The 15,897-nt window shown below is 61.6% G+C and carries 15 protein-coding genes and 1 pseudogene; 6 read left to right on the top strand and 10 right to left on the bottom strand.

Going from position 1 to position 15,897, the window contains the following annotated elements; genetic code table 11:
* Positions 1-255 precede the first annotated feature (255 nt).
* On the top strand, positions 256-741 hold the full coding sequence (locus ACTJKT_RS22740; RefSeq protein WP_440788665.1) for a glycine zipper domain-containing protein: 486 nt from the start codon (positions 256-258) through the stop codon (positions 739-741).
* A 131-nt stretch (positions 742-872) separates the two neighbouring features.
* On the opposite strand, the gene ACTJKT_RS22735 is transcribed toward ACTJKT_RS22740, so the two are convergent.
* From ACTJKT_RS22735 to ACTJKT_RS22710, 6 genes are all read right to left on the bottom strand, one after another.
* Positions 873-1,304 (bottom strand): acyl-CoA thioesterase, encoded by a 432-nt coding sequence (locus tag ACTJKT_RS22735; RefSeq protein ID WP_440788664.1) that lies wholly within the window; start codon positions 1,302-1,304, stop codon positions 873-875.
* Between the two features lie 218 nt (positions 1,305-1,522).
* Complete coding sequence (locus tag ACTJKT_RS22730; protein WP_440788663.1) at positions 1,523-3,457, bottom strand: RecQ family ATP-dependent DNA helicase; 1,935 nt, start codon at positions 3,455-3,457, stop codon at positions 1,523-1,525.
* A 188-nt stretch (positions 3,458-3,645) separates the two neighbouring features.
* Entirely contained in the window at positions 3,646-4,770 is a 1,125-nt protein-coding gene (locus ACTJKT_RS22725; RefSeq protein WP_440788662.1) for a polysaccharide deacetylase family protein, read from the bottom strand.
* Positions 4,771-4,839: 69 nt separating this feature from the next.
* Complete coding sequence (locus ACTJKT_RS22720) at positions 4,840-6,015, bottom strand: tetratricopeptide repeat protein (RefSeq protein WP_009046468.1); 1,176 nt, start codon at positions 6,013-6,015, stop codon at positions 4,840-4,842.
* Positions 6,016-6,293: 278 nt separating this feature from the next.
* The gene (locus ACTJKT_RS22715; RefSeq protein ID WP_440788661.1) at positions 6,294-6,548 is read right to left on the bottom strand and encodes a colicin E3-like toxin immunity protein; all 255 of its coding nucleotides are present in this window, start codon (positions 6,546-6,548) and stop codon (positions 6,294-6,296) included.
* Between the two features lie 7 nt (positions 6,549-6,555).
* The gene (locus ACTJKT_RS22710) at positions 6,556-7,797 is read right to left on the bottom strand and encodes a colicin E3/pyocin S6 family cytotoxin (protein WP_440788660.1); all 1,242 of its coding nucleotides are present in this window, start codon (positions 7,795-7,797) and stop codon (positions 6,556-6,558) included.
* Positions 7,798-7,988: 191 nt separating this feature from the next.
* On the opposite strand from ACTJKT_RS22710, the gene ACTJKT_RS22705 reads away from it, so the two are divergent.
* Both ACTJKT_RS22705 and ACTJKT_RS22700 read left to right on the top strand, forming a co-directional pair.
* Positions 7,989-8,342 (top strand): DUF1493 family protein, encoded by a 354-nt coding sequence (locus tag ACTJKT_RS22705; protein WP_440788659.1) that lies wholly within the window; start codon positions 7,989-7,991, stop codon positions 8,340-8,342.
* Between the two features lie 12 nt (positions 8,343-8,354).
* Positions 8,355-8,651, top strand: a pseudogene (locus tag ACTJKT_RS22700) (EamA family transporter); the annotation flags it as partial.
* Positions 8,652-8,790: 139 nt separating this feature from the next.
* On the opposite strand, the gene ACTJKT_RS22695 reads toward ACTJKT_RS22700, so the two are convergent.
* Both ACTJKT_RS22695 and hslO read right to left on the bottom strand, forming a co-directional pair.
* Positions 8,791-10,332, bottom strand: coding sequence for a phosphoenolpyruvate carboxykinase (locus ACTJKT_RS22695; protein WP_440788658.1), 1,542 nt, complete (start codon positions 10,330-10,332; stop codon positions 8,791-8,793).
* Positions 10,333-10,511: 179 nt separating this feature from the next.
* Positions 10,512-11,414 carry an Hsp33 family molecular chaperone HslO gene (gene hslO / locus ACTJKT_RS22690; protein ID WP_007931739.1) on the bottom strand — a complete coding sequence of 301 codons (903 nt, stop codon included), beginning with the start codon at positions 11,412-11,414 and terminating at the stop codon, positions 10,512-10,514.
* 102 nt (positions 11,415-11,516) lie between these two features.
* On the opposite strand from hslO, the gene ACTJKT_RS22685 reads away from it, so the two are divergent.
* Positions 11,517-12,320, top strand: a complete 804-nt coding sequence (locus ACTJKT_RS22685) for a phosphatase PAP2 family protein (RefSeq protein ID WP_440788657.1) — start codon at positions 11,517-11,519, stop codon at positions 12,318-12,320.
* 127 nt (positions 12,321-12,447) lie between these two features.
* Here ACTJKT_RS22685 and ACTJKT_RS22680 read toward each other — a convergent pair whose 3' ends face one another.
* Positions 12,448-12,846, bottom strand: a complete 399-nt coding sequence (locus tag ACTJKT_RS22680; protein ID WP_038582992.1) for an RNA-binding S4 domain-containing protein — start codon at positions 12,844-12,846, stop codon at positions 12,448-12,450.
* Positions 12,847-13,065: 219 nt separating this feature from the next.
* Between ACTJKT_RS22680 and rimB the strand changes: the two genes are divergently transcribed.
* Both rimB and rimK read left to right on the top strand, forming a co-directional pair.
* On the top strand, positions 13,066-13,548 hold the full coding sequence (gene rimB, locus ACTJKT_RS22675) for a retropepsin-like aspartic endopeptidase RimB (RefSeq protein WP_007931742.1): 483 nt from the start codon (positions 13,066-13,068) through the stop codon (positions 13,546-13,548).
* Positions 13,545-14,450 (top strand): 30S ribosomal protein S6--L-glutamate ligase, encoded by a 906-nt coding sequence (gene rimK / locus ACTJKT_RS22670; RefSeq protein ID WP_007931744.1) that lies wholly within the window; start codon positions 13,545-13,547, stop codon positions 14,448-14,450. Before rimB ends, rimK begins: the two co-directional genes overlap by 4 nt.
* Positions 14,451-14,558: 108 nt before the next feature.
* On the opposite strand, the gene ACTJKT_RS22665 is transcribed toward rimK, so the two are convergent.
* Entirely contained in the window at positions 14,559-15,872 is a 1,314-nt protein-coding gene (locus tag ACTJKT_RS22665; RefSeq protein ID WP_007925244.1) for an ATP-binding protein, read from the bottom strand.
* Between the last annotated feature and the right edge of the window lie 25 nt (positions 15,873-15,897).

Below are 15,897 nucleotides of genomic sequence, written 5' to 3'. Positions count from 1 at the left end.
CCGATCGCAGCCTGTGGCAGCGGCTACAGTCAGACAGCGGTTCCAGCAGCGGCGAAATCGCAGGCACAAAAAAGGCCGCTTTCCTACGAAAGCGGCCTTTTCCAAGTAGCTACAGACTCGCAAAAACGGGATAAGTTCCCTACTAAAAACAATAAGTTACGGGATTGTGTACAACTCGTGCTATTCGTCGGATTTCGATTGTAAGCGCCCCGCCACAGCCTCAGGATCGCGCCGTCATCCCTTTGAGGCTCCTCTATGAAGTTCTCCTCGATTCTCTTGTTGTCCCTTGGCCTGGTCAGCGGCATCGCCTCTGCCGGCGGCACCACTGAAGCAGGTGTGGGTGGCGCATTGGGCGGGGTTCTAGGCTCGGTCGTCGGTCAGTCGATTGGTGGCAGCACCGGCTCCACCATCGGTGCAGCCCTGGGCGGCGCGGGCGGCAGTGCCGTGGGCGCCGACAGACGCAGCCGTGGCGAAGCCGCTATCGGTGGTGCGCTGGGCGCAGCCGGCGGTAACGTGGTCGGTCGCAGCATGGGGGGCACCACTGGCAGCCTGATCGGCGCAGCAGCAGGTGGTGGCGTCGGCGGTGCGTTGGGCAACCACATGGGTAACTCCAGCGATCGCGACGACCGCCGCTACCGTGATCGGGACGACGACCGTCGTTACTACCGCGACGGTCACCGCGGTCGTGGCCATGCCTATGGGCATCGCAAGCACAAACGTCACTGGCACGACGACGATTAAGACCTGAAAAGGTCGCGGCCTGCTGACCACAACGACCGCAGCCAGACGGCAGCGCCTACCAGACAGGGTTCATCATCACCCCCGGGATGAACCCCAAGGAGCTCCCCGAAGGCTGCGGTCTTTTTTGTGCTTCACACCAGCAAGCGTTCCAGCGCCGCACGCAGCCCGGCAGGAATCCCTACCGGCTGGTTCGATGCCCGATCGACGAACACATGCACAAAGCGCCCCGCCGCGCAGGCATCGGCTTCCCCCGCCTTGAACACCGCCAACTCGTACTGCACCGAACTGTTGCCCAGCTTGCCGACGCGCAAGCCGATCTCGATGCGTTCGGGAAAAGCGATCGACGCGAAATAGTCGCAGGCCGAACTCACCACGAAGCCCACCACTTCGCCATCGTGGATATCCAGGCCGCCCTCTTCGATCAGATAGGTGTTCACCGCCGTGTCGAAGAAGCTGTAGTAGGTGACGTTATTCACATGACCGTAGACATCGTTGTCGTGCCAGCGCGTGATGATGGGCTGGAAGTGGCGGTAGTCGGTGCGTTGCGGCATACGGTCGGTCATTGGCTGGCTCTCGGGGTGAGGTGTGGTCAATCAGGCAACGCCTATTTCAACCGATGGTCCGGTGATCAGCAAACCCTTTGCCAGCCTGCACCAGCTCGCCGATCCAGCGCGAAGCGGTCGCAAATCCTGAGGCTCATTCCTCCAGACATATTGAAGTGTCCGGATTTGCGGCTGCTATGCAGCCGATCGCAGGCTGCGCCAGCGGCTACAGGTGCGTCTCAGTCCTTAAGATAATGTTCAGCCCAATCGCGCACTTCGGCGTAGGGGTAATCCTCGAGCACCGCAAAACCCTGGATCGACCGCGCCTTGAGTTTGGTGAACAGCGGCACGCTGATCCCGCAGAGGAAACGCGTCAGCCGTTCCGCCCCCGGAACCGTGCCGCTGTGCTGTTGGTGCCTGTGGATAAAATCGCTGCACAGCGCCTCGAAGTTTTTATCCACAAGCGCGGGCAAGGCTGGCGGCTCCGGCAGGCGGGCCACCTGGCCGTGGCACACCGAGCAATGCCCGCATCGCTGCGGTGCCTGGTCATCGCCGAAGTACTGCGCCAGGCGATACCCCAGGCACTGCTCGGTGGCGAACAGCGCAAGCATCGCGTGGATCCGCGCGATCTCGCTGCTTTCGTGCTGCTTGAAATAGGCGTGCAATTGCTGGCTCAGGGTCGCGGCATCGAAGCCCGTCTCCAGCAGGTTGTAGACCTCGGTCATCTGCTTGCTTTCCAGCTCGACCCAGCCCTTTTCCTGGAAGTAATCCAGGGCCTTCACCACCCGGCTGCGCTCGGCCCGATGCTGCTGATAAAGCGCGTCGAAGTTCACCGTGGCCCAGGTCCGGGCACGGCTGGAGGTCTCGATGATCGCCGCCACGAACTCTCGGCGCTCACCCTCGAAACGCGCCAGCAGCACTTGCGGCTCCTCGAGGAACTTGAAGCGGTATTCGGCGAAGTAGGCGTAACGCGGCGCGATCAGGCCACGCAGTTCCAGCTGCACCAGCAAGGTCTTGAGCGGCAGCTGACGAATGTTGCTCTGGTCCGCCAGCGGCCCCAGCAGGAACTCCCATTGCCCGTCAGGCGCCGCGCCCTGCAGCTCGTCCAACACACAACGAATGCCTTCCAGCTCCGGCGTGTCGCCGTAGACGAAGTTTTCCAGCACGTTGAGGCTGTCGCGGTTGGCCAGCACCAGGCAGTCGGAAGGTTGGCCATCACGCCCGGCGCGGCCGATTTCCTGGCTGTAGTTCTCGATGGATTTGGGCAGGTCGAAATGCACCACGTTACGGATGTCGCTCTTGTCGATGCCCATGCCGAAGGCGATGGTGGCGACGATGCAATTGGACTGGCCAGCCATGAACTGACGCTGGATAGCCTCGCGCTGCTCATGGGGCAGACCGGCGTGATAGGCCTGGGCCTGGATGCCGTTGCGACTCAGATGCTCGGCGATGTGCTCGGCGGTTTTTTGCAAAGTGACATAGACAATGCTCGGCTGCCCGGGACGCTCGCTCATCCACTGCACCAGGCGCCGGCGCTTGTCCTGGCCGCGCACCGGTTCCACCAGCAGGTTGAGGTTGGGCCGGTAGAAACCGGTGGTCACCACATCCTGCCCGGCAATGGCGAATTTCGCCTGCATGTCGGCGATCACCTTGGGCGTGGCGGTAGCGGTCAGCAGCAGTGCCTGGGGAATGTTGAACTGGCGCTGGTAGTCCGGCAGCTTGAGGTAGTCGGGGCGAAAATTGTGGCCCCATTCGGAGATGCAGTGCGCCTCATCCACCACCAGCAGGGAGATCCGCACCTGCTGCAGGAAGTTGCGAAAGCGCTCGTTCTTCAGACGCTCCACCGAGATCATCAGGATCTTCAGTTCACCGGAGCGCGCCCGCGCCATGACCTCGTTGGCGTCGTCGCGGCTCTGCGCCGAATCGATGCTCGCCGCGGCGATGCCGTGCCGCTGGAGGAACGCCAGCTGGTCCTGCATCAGCGCCAGCAACGGCGAGACCACCAGGGTCAGGTGCGGCAGCAGCAAGGCCGGCAGCTGGTAGCACAGGGACTTGCCGGAGCCCGTAGGAAAGATCGCCGCCGCCGAGCGCCCGGCCAGTACCGCGCTGACCGCCGCCTCCTGGCCGGGACGGAATTGTGGATAACCGAAGACCTGTTCGAGGGTGTCGTGCATGAGCTGTCACTCCTTTGACCGCTGACGTGCCTTGCAGACTGGCACAGGGTCGGGAAAAGGTCGGGGAAGAAAGGATACGGGATGATACAGGGAGGCGGAGAAGGCTGTCCGGCTGGGGTTATGCGGAGTTTTTCAGGGTGTATCGCGAACCACCAGGCACCCGATGGTTCGCGATAAAAATCCTATGCTCACCGCGTTGCGCGGCAATCCACCCACTTCACGCCATTGCTCTTGTTCGCGGCGATCAGCGCTGGCACCGCCAGGGGGGCCTTGTTGTGAATGTCGTGAAACAAAATGATCCCCCGGCGCCACAGCAGCATCAGGGTCTGCACCCGCTGGCTTGCCGCACTGGCGCTGAGGCTCTTGCTCCAGTCCTGGGAGTCGATGCCCCAGAGCATCACCTTGATGCCCTGGGCCTTGAAGAACGCCGCACTGTCACTCTGACGCTGGCCATAAGGCGGGCGGAACAGCGACTGGTAGTCATCCGGCAACGTGCCGCGCACCAGGGTCGCGGAACGGGTGATGGACTGCTGCCATTCGCTCCAGGCGCTATGAGACTTATGCGCCCAGCCATGCAGGGCAACGCACTGGCCGCTGTACAACTCGCGCATTTGCGCCGGCGACGATTTGCGCAGACGCGCCTGGAACGGCTCGCCCAGCACGAAGAACAGGCCATGCAGATCGTTGGCCCGCAGCACATTGGCCAGCGTATCGGTGTGGCCGCCCGCGGCCGTCGGGCCGTCGTCGAAGGTCAGCAGAAACTGCCGGTCCGCCAACTCGTCGCCCATCAGCTCGGCGCTGTCGAAACGTTCGATCTCACTGCTGATCTTCGGGAACAAGGCTGCCAGGCGCAGCTGTTCGGTCAGGTACTGCTCATGAAACTGGCGGCTCGCCTGGGCCCAGGCGTCATAGGCCGGGCTGACCGTTCCGGTGAACCCCTGGGCCAGTTGCCGCAAGTCATCCAGGTTACGCACCAGCGGGCAGAAGGCGGCGCCTTCACAGTCCTGGCTGGCGCTGTGGTAACTGCTGAGCAGGCGTATCCAGAAACGCTCGCGCACTTGCTCGACCGAATGATGGTCCAGCGCCTTGACGCCCAGGCGCTGCTTGAGGCTGACATCGTCCAGCGCCTCGCTGGCCAGCAGGGCCTTGCCGAACATCAGGATTTCCGCGCGCGAGGCGGTATCGAAACCCGCTTGCGTGGCCAGCGAACCCGGCCAGGTGCCACGGTCGATGGTGGCGAACACCATCGGGCCGGCAGCCTGGGCAACGGACGTCCACAGGGACAACATCAACGCAACAACCAGAACCCGCATAACAACCTCCATAAATGCATAACGCGCCGTGGGACGGCGCGTTATGGGGGTCAGATCAACACCCGTGAATCAACGGTTTTGCACACGCTCGATGGCTTTGTCGTACACCGGGTTGGCCTTCTGCTGCTTGGCCAACTGATAGTGACGCAGGGCATCGGCGAACTGGCCGGCCGCTTCGTAGATACGCGCGATGTTGTAGTAGGAACTGGCGCGCACGGTGGCTGCCGAGCTGCCGCTGGCCAGGGCGATGGCCTTGCGGTTGGCCCAGATCGATTCGGCGGTGTTGCCGGCTTTCTGATAGGCCAGGCCGAGGTTGCTGTAGGCCTGACCGTAGCCGTTGTTCAGCTCGATGGCCTGACGGTAGAAGTCGATGGCTTGCTGCAGGTTACCGGCGTGGTAAGCCTCTTCGCCCTTGCGGTTCAGGGTTTTCGCATCGGCTTGTGCGCTGCTGCTGACGGCAACGGCGGCAACTTCCACTTTGTCGTCGAGCAACGGCGACACTTCGTTCAACACGTCCTGCGCATCGACGGTCACGCCGCTGAGGGTGTTGATGTCCTGGAAGTCACCATTGCCGGTCATGCGGAACACAGTCCACAGGTTACCGCTGCGGTCCTGCGGCACGTAGTAGGTGCGCACCAGCGACTGGCCCATGTACACGAACACCTTGGCCTGGCTGGCGGCAAGCTGACGGGACTCCGGGCGGGTCTGGTTGCTGTAGTCATGTACCGCGTACACATAGCTTTCGCCGTAGTGTTTCTTTTCCAGGGTGATGGTTTCCGGGCCGTAGCCGTCGATATCGTCGACGTCCAGATGGGCATCTTCACCTTGCTGGTTGCGGAAGTAGATATTGTTGCCCGGGAAAATCATGTGCGAATCGAGATCGCTGGGGGTAGCGCCCCAGGTCAGCACCACGCGCAGACCGTCGAGGTTCTGCATCACCGGGCTGATGGCGTAGGTCATGCCGCTGCACGGGCACTTGACCACCAGGTTGGAATAGCCGGGTTTCTTGATGATCAGCAGGTTGCTGGGGTCATCGGCAAAGTCGGTGGTCAGGGTCACCTGGCCTTGAGCATTGGTACGACCGACCACGCTCTGGGCCCCATTGCGCTGCACCAGCACTTCTGCGTCGGCGATCTTCTGGTCCTTGACCACCGCACTCAGCACCTCGACCGGCAGCTGCTGCGCCGTCACCGAAAACGCCAATGCCCACAACGAAAAAATCGAAGTCACGCGAAACAAGCGCATACCTAATTCCCTTTAAGTGTATGAAGTCGGCACCCAAAGGTACCCGGCAGATTTCGCGCGCACCATACACAGTTTTTCCGGGGTTTGCTCGCTAATCCATCGGGAAAGGTGGGGGGCTGCGGGAATCCCTGAAGTTTGCTGAGGGGCAAAGAGTAAAAGATGAAGCGCTCCGAGGAAAAGCCTTACACCTGCGCTACTCAGTTGTGCTGACTCGTCATCGCTCCGAACGGGGAACAAGTGCTACATAGCACCATAAACGCTGCCCCTTGCCTTGATGATTACCACTGATCTCGATAATCAAAAGACACCTGGTAGTCATAGGCCGACAAATCAATGGCATGGGAAAAATGGTGCTGGAGTACTGAAACCCAAGCGCTCTCCACATCAAACCCTCCGTTATTCACATTGTTTTCTACCGGTAACCCGAGAGCGCCGAGAATCGACGCATCATCACCCAAGTCCTCTGAATACTCCTGCCCTTCGCCTAAATCAGTTTTTTTGTCGTACCAGTCCAACCTGACTTTCAATCCCATTTTGTCCTCACAGATACTTTTTTATGTTTCGTCCGGGTTTAGGGGCATCTATCCGCTCACCCGTTACGTGATCAAAAGAGCCAAGGTGGCTGCCATCGCTTGCACGATAAGCTTCTAGCTCACCATGCATAGAGTCCCACTCGTAAATAGTTCTACCTTTTGCATCCATCCAGCGATCCCGAAGCCCCCCTCCACCCTGCGACGGCGTTCTTTTCCTTGCCACTCTCAAACCTGGAAATGCAGTGATTTCCTGAGTCTTAGGAGGATGGTGGTATGCATGCCCTGCTTCAGTAAGCCCTTTACGAGGCACATTCAAAACGATGTACAGGGGCCGAACACCCGACCCCACCGGAAACACCAGAATAAAATCCCGATACTCCGGCGGATAAATCGGTCTGACGATGATCCGCTCCGCCGCTTCAGTCGGTGGAAAAATCCAGATCGGAGGTGTCTGTGGCGCTGCTTCCAGCGGTGGTATACCTATGGTGCTCGAAGGGTCCACAGCCGGGGTCCAGGTGAGAGTGATGCCATCCCCCAAGTCGGCCACTTGCTGCTCGCCACGGGCCTCGAATTGAGCCACCGGAATCATTTCCCACTCGCGGCGTCCCTGGGTGTTGAAACCGTAGCCCTTGAGGCTGCCATCGGCCTGTTGTTCCACTCGTAGGCGTAACCGGGTGCGGGCTTGCTTGAGGTTGCGTAGCTGCTCTTCGCTGTACAGCGCTCCATCACCCAGGCTCGATGGAGCGAGCAAGGCCACTAACCCCAGCAACGCACCGGCCGCCACGCCCGAGGAAATCAGCCCCAAGCCACTGCCGGTGGTACCAGAACCCACGGCGCCCCCACCCAGAGTCAAGGCGCCAAGATTGGCCGGCAGCGCACCGCTGATGCGCTTGAGGGGCACTCGCCCACCCGCCTCGACCTCACGACCGCCCAGCAGCGTCAACGCGCCGTAATTCCCTACCGCATCAGTTGGTATGAAGCCTGTCGGGGTGACGTAGTCGATGATTGCGTTCGGCAGCTTGCAAGACTTGGTGAATACGCAACCGACGGGCTCTGGTTGCGACTCCACCGGTGTAGTCGGAAGCCGCTCCTCATAGGCCTGCTGGCGAGCGAGCATCTGCTCATAATGCCGCTGCGCCTCATCACGCTCCGCCAATTCGCTCGCGGTCATATCGCGCAGGCGGTGATAACCGCCGCCGTCAGCGTCGTAGAGTTGCCATACCTGGGGCACATCCTTGTTGCGGGCCATAGTCCTTTGCTCGGTCGCCAGGGAAACCCCGGTCTTCAACCGGGGCTCTCACGGTAACCAGGGCAAGGGGGTCCTGGCTGTCAGGCAAATCCGAGTTGGTCGAGCGACTTTTCTTTTTCGTTGAAGTCCAGCGATTGCCCCTAAACTGGAGGCCGACTGGCACCACCGACAGACCTTGCGGACGACCCACCATGCACTTCGCCCCCGGCTTCCCCGACGATCCGACCATGCGCCAGCTCATGCAGTTGCTGCACGAAGAAATCGGCCTGCCCGAACGCAAAGGCATCAGCCTGAAGACCGCCATCAACCTCGACCTGGGCTGCGACGGCGCGGACGCCGAACAGCTGATGCAGGAACTGGAAGAACTGTTCGTCATCGACTTTATCGACTACGACGCCTACCGCTATTTCCAGCCCGAAGGCTACGACGTATTCCTCAAGCGCCGGGCCAAGGGGCGCGGCGACAAGATCCCGCTGACCATCGGCATGCTTTACCAGGCGATCAAAGCGAAACGCTGGGATACTCAGGAGCTGGAAAGCCTCTAGGGATCGCGACCAGGCCTTGGCGTACTGCTGCTTATGGTTCTGAGAATCAAGGACGGGTTGCGCATACCGCCGCTGAAAAACTGCACCGCCCTGACTGGCGCCAGTCTGATGAACCTCGGCGGCTTTTCGGCGTTCTCCTGGGGAGCAATGGCTGGCTCGGTGTCCGTGGTTACGGTGATCAGTACCCTGTCCGGTGGCATCGCAGCGATCCTGGGGTATGTGTTCTTCAAGGAACGCCTGTCTGCGATACAGATGATCGGAGTGGTATTGGTGCTGGTCGGGGCAATTGTGTTGCACCTGAAGGCGTGACCGGCAATTCCCACTAATGCCCCAGCAGACCTGCACAGCTGCGATCGCAGCCTTTGGTAGCGGCTACAGGAGTCCTCCTGAATAACGCCCACAAAAAAGCCGCCCCGAAGGGCGGCTTTCTAAACCACTTATCCGATGCTTACAGCTTCGGACCAGCAGCCTTGATGGCGTCGCTCACGTCGAACTTCTTGAAGTTCTCGATGAACAGGCCGGCCAGGGCCTTGGCGGCTTCGTCGTAGGCGGCTTTGTCAGCCCAGGTGTTGCGTGGGTTGAGCAGGCCGGTTTCGACGCCTGGAACGGCCAGTGGCACGTCCAGGTTGATGGTGTCCAGGTGCTCGGTCGCGGCACCGACCAGAGCGCCGCTCTGGATGGCCGCGATCACGCCACGGGTGGTCGGGATGTTGAAGCGCTTGCCGACGCCGTAGCCACCGCCGGTCCAGCCGGTGTTGACCAGGTAGACCTTGGAGCCGAAGCCGCGGATGCGCTTGATCAGCAGCTCTGCGTATTCGCCTGCCGGACGCGGGAAGAAGGGTGCGCCGAAGCAGGTGGAGAATGTGGACTTGATGCCGCTGCCCGAACCCATTTCGGTCGAGCCCACCAGAGCGGTGTAGCCGGACAGGAAGTGGTAGGCGGCTTGTTCTTCGCTGAGGATCGACACTGGCGGCAGTACGCCGGTCAGGTCGCAGGTCAGGAAGATCACGGCGTTCGGCTCGCCACCGAGGTTTTTCGCGGAACGCTTCTCGACGTGCTCCAGCGGGTAGGCGGCGCGGCTGTTCTGGGTCAGGCTGCCGTCGGCGTAGTCGGCCTTCTTGGCGTCGTCCAGCACAACGTTTTCCAGCACGGCGCCGTGCTTGATGGCTTTCCAGATGACCGGCTCGTTCTTCTCGGACAGGTCGATGCACTTGGCATAGCAACCGCCTTCGATGTTGAACACCACGCCCTCGCCCCAGCCGTGCTCGTCGTCACCGATCAGGTAACGGCTTTCATCGGCGGACAGGGTGGTCTTGCCGGTACCGGACAGACCGAAGAACAGGGTCACGTCGCCTTCTTCGCCAATGTTGGCGGCGCAGTGCATCGGCAGCACGTCGGCGGCCGGCAGCAGGAAGTTCTGTACCGAGAACATGGCTTTTTTCATTTCACCGGCGTAGCGCATGCCGGCGATCAGCACTTTCTTCTGAGCGAAGTTGAGGATCACGCAACCGTCGGAGTTGGTGCCGTCACGCTCTGGAACACATTCGAAGTTGGCAACGTTGAGCACCTGCCACTCATCACGGCCAGCCGGGTTGTACTGGGCCGGGTTGATGAACAGGCAACGACCGAACAGATTCTGCCAGGCAGTCTGGGTGGTCATCTTCACGGCCAGGTAGTGCTCTTCAGCCGCACCTACATGCACATGGGAAACGAAGTGCTCTTGCGCGTTGTTGAACGCCTCGACGCGAGCCCACAGGGCATCGAACTTGTCGGCCGGGAACTTGCGGTTGATCGGGCCCCAGGCGATAGCGTCCTGGGTGCTCGGCTCTTCAACGATGAAACGATCGACTGGCGAACGGCCGGTACGGTGACCGGTACGAACAACCAGCGCGCCGGTATCGGCAAGCTCGCCTTCACCGCGGTTCAGGGCTTCTTTAACCAGATCATCAACACTCAGATCGGTGTACACGGCGTTATTGGCTTGCGTCATGAGGTTCCCCGTCGGCCAGTGGCCGAGTGCTCCAAACGTTTTGTAGTAGAAAGTCGTGCACTACTACCGCGAAAAAAGTGCGCCGGATTATGCCAGAAAAGCCCAAAAAGAGTAGGGCCCTCCCGTCAGAACGGCGTTAATCCGGCGCTTGCCAGGTGATTTACCTGCGCTGAACCGTTTTAGTGACGAGTATCTGACGGCGACTCGACACCCGCTCCGGCGAACAATTGGCTGATATCGGCCGCATCGAACAGGTAGCGCTCGTTGCAGAACTGGCAATCGATCTCGATGCTGCCGCCGTGTTCGACCACAAGCTTCTGCGCATCTTCCAGACCCAGACTGACCAGCGCATTGCCCGAGCGTTCCCGCGAGCAGCTGCAACGGAAGCGTAGCGGCTGCACATCGAACAGGCGCACGGCTTCTTCATGGTAGAGGCGATGGAGCACGGTTTCGTTGTCCAGGCTCAGCAGTTCATCGGCGGTCAGGGTGCTGCCCAGCGCGGTGATGTGCTGCCAGCTGGCGGCGCGTTCTTCTTCATCCTTGAGGCGGTCGGCCGGCAGTTGCTGCAGCAGCAGGCCACGGGCGCGACGACCGTCGGCGTGCAACCAGAAACGGGTGCCGACCTGCTGGGACATGACGAAGTAGTTGGTGAAGCATTCCGACAGGGTGGCGCCGTCCAGGTCGACGATGCCCTGGTAGCGCTGGCCGTGGGTCGGGTCGACGGTCAGGGCGAGAACGCCATTGGGCATCAGGTCGGCCAGGGTCGCGTCCGGGGCGATCTGCTCCGCGTCGTAGCGGGCCAGGCCACGGATCTCGCGCTCGCTGGAGCACTCGATCATCAACAGCGGCACCGGGCCTTCGGAGCGTGCCTGGAGGATCAGCAAGCCATCGAACTTCAGCGTGCCGACCAGCAGCGCGGCCGCCGCCATCAGCTCGCCGAGCAGTTGCGCGACTGGCTCCGGGTAAGCGTGTTTGGCGAGGACTTCGGCATAGCTGCGCTCCAACGCCACCAGCTCGCCGCGGGCGTCGCTGTCATCGAAGATGAAGCGTTGGGTGAAGTCGGTATCCGGCAAATGAGTCATAGGTCTGGGTATCTGAAGTGATGACAAAATGGTTACAAGACATGAAAATTGCGATTTTTCGCACCGTTATGGTGCGCGATTTTCTGCCGTTGGAGGCATTTTATGAACAATCCGGGTTTGTTCCAAGCAAGGTGGAACCTCGGCAAGCTGGTGTTGTGCAATCTGCTCCCTCTGGCGCTGTTGGGTTTCTGGTTATGGCCAAGCGGGCACATGCTCTGTGTGATGTTCGACGAATGGCTGTTCCGCCTGCTGAATGCTCCCCTTGCGAGCAACTCCACCTGGCTGCATATCTGGGCTGTGGCCAGCCTGCGACCTTTCGACGCGATAGTCGGGCTGATCCTGCTGACCCTGTTGATTCGCGGGGACTGGGTATTCAAGGCCGTGGACGTGCGTCGGGCCTTTTTCGGCTTCCTGTCGATCCTGCTATTGATGCTGATTATCCGCCTGTTGTTCTCCCGGCTCGCCGACACCATGGGTTGGCAGCACGACAGTCCGTCGATGATGCTCGCGGATGCCGTGCGCATGAGCGACTACTTCCCGCACTGGGAAAAAACCTGGGAGCTCAAGGATCGTTCCAGCCAGAGCTTCCCCGGCGATCACGCTTCGGTGCTGTTGATCTGGGGGCTGTTCATGGGAGTCTTCAGCCGCAGCGTCGGCCAGTTCCTGGTGATCTGGGGCCTGACCCTGCTGTTCATGATGCCGCGCCTGGTGGCCGGCGCGCACTGGGGCCAGGACGACTATATCGGCGGCGTGCTGCTGGCGGTCTGGGCGCTCGGCTGGGGCTACTACACCCCGTACGCGGCCAAGGCCTCGAACCTCCTGCTGCGGCTGACCGAGCCGCTGTTCAACCTGTTGGGCAAGCTGCCGTTGCTGTCGCACCTGAACGTGGTGCGGGCTACGGCCTGAGCAGGAGCCGGCTTGCCGGTGATTGAATGCAGAAGATGCGCCCTCTGGAGAATAGTGAGAGGGCTGCAACCGCTGCTTCGCAGCTGATCGCGGGCAAGCCTCGCTCCTACAGGGGCAGAGCATCTGCTTATTCGTGGCTGTGGAACTTGAACAGGTCGCGTCGTTGTTTCTTGGTCGGCTTGCCGTCGGTGCTCACACCCAGGGCGCCGGCCTTGCGCAGGGCAGCGGCGTTTTCCCGCTTGGCGATGCTGGCTTCGGTTTCCGTATAGAGGGTCTGCGCTTCCGGCGCCCCACGGCGCACGATCGACAGGGCCTGGACCACTACGGTGCGTTCGTCGAAACCGGTGCGTATCTCATACTCGTCGCCGACCCTCGGCTCCTTGCCCGGTTTGCAGCGCTCGCCACGGTGATGCACCTTGCCGCTTTCGATGGCGGCCTTGGCCAGCGCACGGGTCTTGTAGAAGCGCGCCGCCCACAGCCATTTATCCAGACGGACCTTGTCGTCGTCTTCGGCTTTTTGTGCCATGGCATTTCCTCATTCTGAAATATTTTCGAACTGTACTACCGTTTCTCTCGTGCCATGAATTGCGATGGCTCGGTTTAGAATGCAAGGCTTTGCAGCAGCCCGTCCGGGTGCTGCGGGACCGGGCTTAGATATCTGTCGCCTTTTACCCATTATTCTGCGTGAATACCGCGAATTCGGCCGCTTGACGGTACGAGCGGGTTCCTCAGCGGTTGAGCACATTTGAAGACATTTGACCATTTGACCGTCGTGGGTCTGCGCGAGTGGGTGGCGCTTCCGGATTTGGGAGTCGCCGGCCTGCGCGCCAAGATCGATACCGGCGCCAGCACCTCCAGCCTGCATGCCACCGAGATCGAGCCGTTCGAGCGCGACGGTGAGCAGTGGGTGCGCTTCAACGCGCATCTGGGCAGCGTGGTGCAGTTGCGTCACCGGCGTTGCGAAGCGCCGCTGGTGGCAATGAAAACCATCAAGAGCTCCAACGGCCAGGCGCAGGTGCGCTATGTGATCAGCACCACCCTGGCGCTCGGCGATCGGGTCTGGCGGGTGGAGTTCACCCTCGCCTGCCGCAAAGCCATGCGCTACCGCCTGCTGCTCGGTTCCAAAGCCCTGATCGATGGCCAGCTGGTGGTCAATCCGGGGATCAAATACGTTCAAGACAAACCGGTGTTCCCGGTGTCCACTACCTCTGCCACAGGTGTTGCATGAAGATCGCTGTGCTGTCGCGTAACCCGCGTCTGTATTCCACTCGTCGCCTGGTCGAAGCCGGCACCGAGCGTGGCCATGAAATGGTGGTGGTCGACACCCTGCGCGCCTATATGAACATCGCCAGCCACAAACCGCAGATCCACTACCGCGGCAAGCCGCTGGAGGGTTTCGATGCGGTGATTCCACGGATCGGCGCCTCGGTGACCTTCTATGGCTGCGCGGTGCTGCGCCAGTTTGAAATGATGGGCGTGTTCCCGCTCAACGAGTCGGTGGCCATCGCCCGCTCGCGGGACAAGCTGCGCTCCCTGCAACTGCTGTCCCGGCGTGGCATCGGCCTGCCGGTGACCGGCTTCGCCCACTCGCCGGACGACATTCCCGACCTGATCGAGATGGTCAACGGCGCGCCACTGGTGATCAAGGTACTGGAAGGCACCCAGGGCATAGGCGTGGTGCTGTGCGAAACCGCCACGGCGGCCGAGTCGGTGATCGAGGCCTTCATGGGCCTGAAGCAGAACATCATGGTCCAGGAGTACATCAAGGAAGCCGGCGGCGCCGACATCCGCTGCTTCGTGGTCGGCGACAAGGTGATTGCCGCGATGAAGCGCCAGGCCAAACCGGGCGAGTTCCGCTCCAACCTGCACCGTGGCGGCAGCGCCAGCCTGATCAAGATCACCCCGGAAGAACGCATGACCGCCCTGCGCGCGGCCAAGGTCATGGGCTTGAGCGTGGCGGGCGTGGATATCCTGCGCTCGAACCACGGGCCGCTGGTGATGGAAGTGAATTCCTCACCGGGCCTGGAGGGCATCGAGACCACCACCGGCAAGAACGTCGCGGGGATCATCATCGAGCACATCGAGAAGAACGGTGGCCCGAACATGACTCGGACTAAAGGAAAAGGCTGAGTTGTAGCCGCTGCCGCAGGCTGCGATCGGCTGCGTAGCAGACGCAGCACTCGCAAATCGAACGAAGGTCCTTCGGCCCTTATCGCAGCCTTCGGCAGCGGCTACAGGTCAAACCGCATCCCTGGGCAGCAACAACCCCAACGGCAAGCGCACCCGCGCCTCCAGGCCGCCATCGGCGCGGTTGCGCAATTCGACATTGCCGCCGTGCATCGAGGCGATCCGCTTGACGATGGCCAGGCCCAGGCCGGTGCCCTTGCCACCCCGGGCACGGTCGCCGCGGGTGAAGGGGTTGAAGATCGCTTCCAGCTCCGACGGATCGATACCCGCGCCACGGTCCATCACGCTCAGCACCACATAAGGCGCGCTGGTGTCGCCCGAGACATAGGCCGCCACTTCGACTTCGGTACCGGCGTGGTTCAACGCGTTGCCGATCAGGTTGTTCAGCAGGCGCTTCATCGACACCCGACGCAGCGGGAACGGCGGGATCGGCTCCAGGCGCAAGTGCACCTTTTCATCGTTCTGGTTGTAGGGCGCCGCCACTTCGCGCACCAGGTCGCTGAGATCGACCTCCTCCACCGACTCGTCGCGGCCGTCGCGGATAAAGGCCAGGAACTGATCGAGAATCGCGTCCATGTCTTCGATGTCGCGGACCATGTCGTCAGTCAGGTCGTTGTGGCTGCCCATCAGCTCCAGCGACAGGCGCAGACGGGTCAGCGGCGTGCGCAGGTCGTGGGACACCCCCGCCAGCATCAGCTCGCGTTCGCGCCCGGCCTGTTCTACGTCCTCGGCCATCTGGTTGAAGGCGCGGTACACCTCGGTCATCTCGCTCGGTGTGTCGCTGATCGGCAGGCGCACGCTGCGCCCCTGCCCCAGTTGCCGGGCGGCATAGACCAGGCGCTTGAGGGGCTGGTTGAGCTGGCTGACGAAGATCCATGCCGAAGCTGTGGACAACAGGCCGATTGCCAAGAACCAGCCGAGCACGCTCCAGATCTTCTGCCCGCGCAGCGGGTGCGGATACAGCGGCACTTTCAGCCAGCCATCACCCAGGCTCGGCGCGCGCACCCAGAGCGCCGGCGGGGCATGCATGCGCAGGCGCACTTCAGTGTCGGCGCCCAGTTCGGCCTGCATCTGCCGCTGATAGATCTCGCTGTAGGGCCAATGCTGCTCGCCCGCCGGCACGCCGCTGCCGACCACCTTGATCAGCCCAGCGGCCTCGGCGATCTGGTCGCGGTTAGATTCGTCGGCGGCCCAATAGGCGCGCAGGGTCAGGGCCACGCCGTGGCTGTACTGGCGGTCCACCAGCACGTCCTCGTTCATCAGCAGATAAACCAGGGTCAGCGCCTTGGAGAACAGCACCACGATCAGCACCAGCCAGAGGGTGCGGGAGAAGAAGCTTTGCGGGAACCACAGCGGGGTTTTCATAAACAGCCATTACACGCTTTGCAGG

This window comes from Pseudomonas sp. 22526, from assembly GCF_052044735.1.
Lineage (GTDB): Bacteria > Pseudomonadota > Gammaproteobacteria > Pseudomonadales > Pseudomonadaceae > Aquipseudomonas > Aquipseudomonas piscium.
The sequence above is the reverse complement of the archived record's forward strand: the minus strand, read 5'-3'. Positions and strand labels throughout refer to the sequence as shown.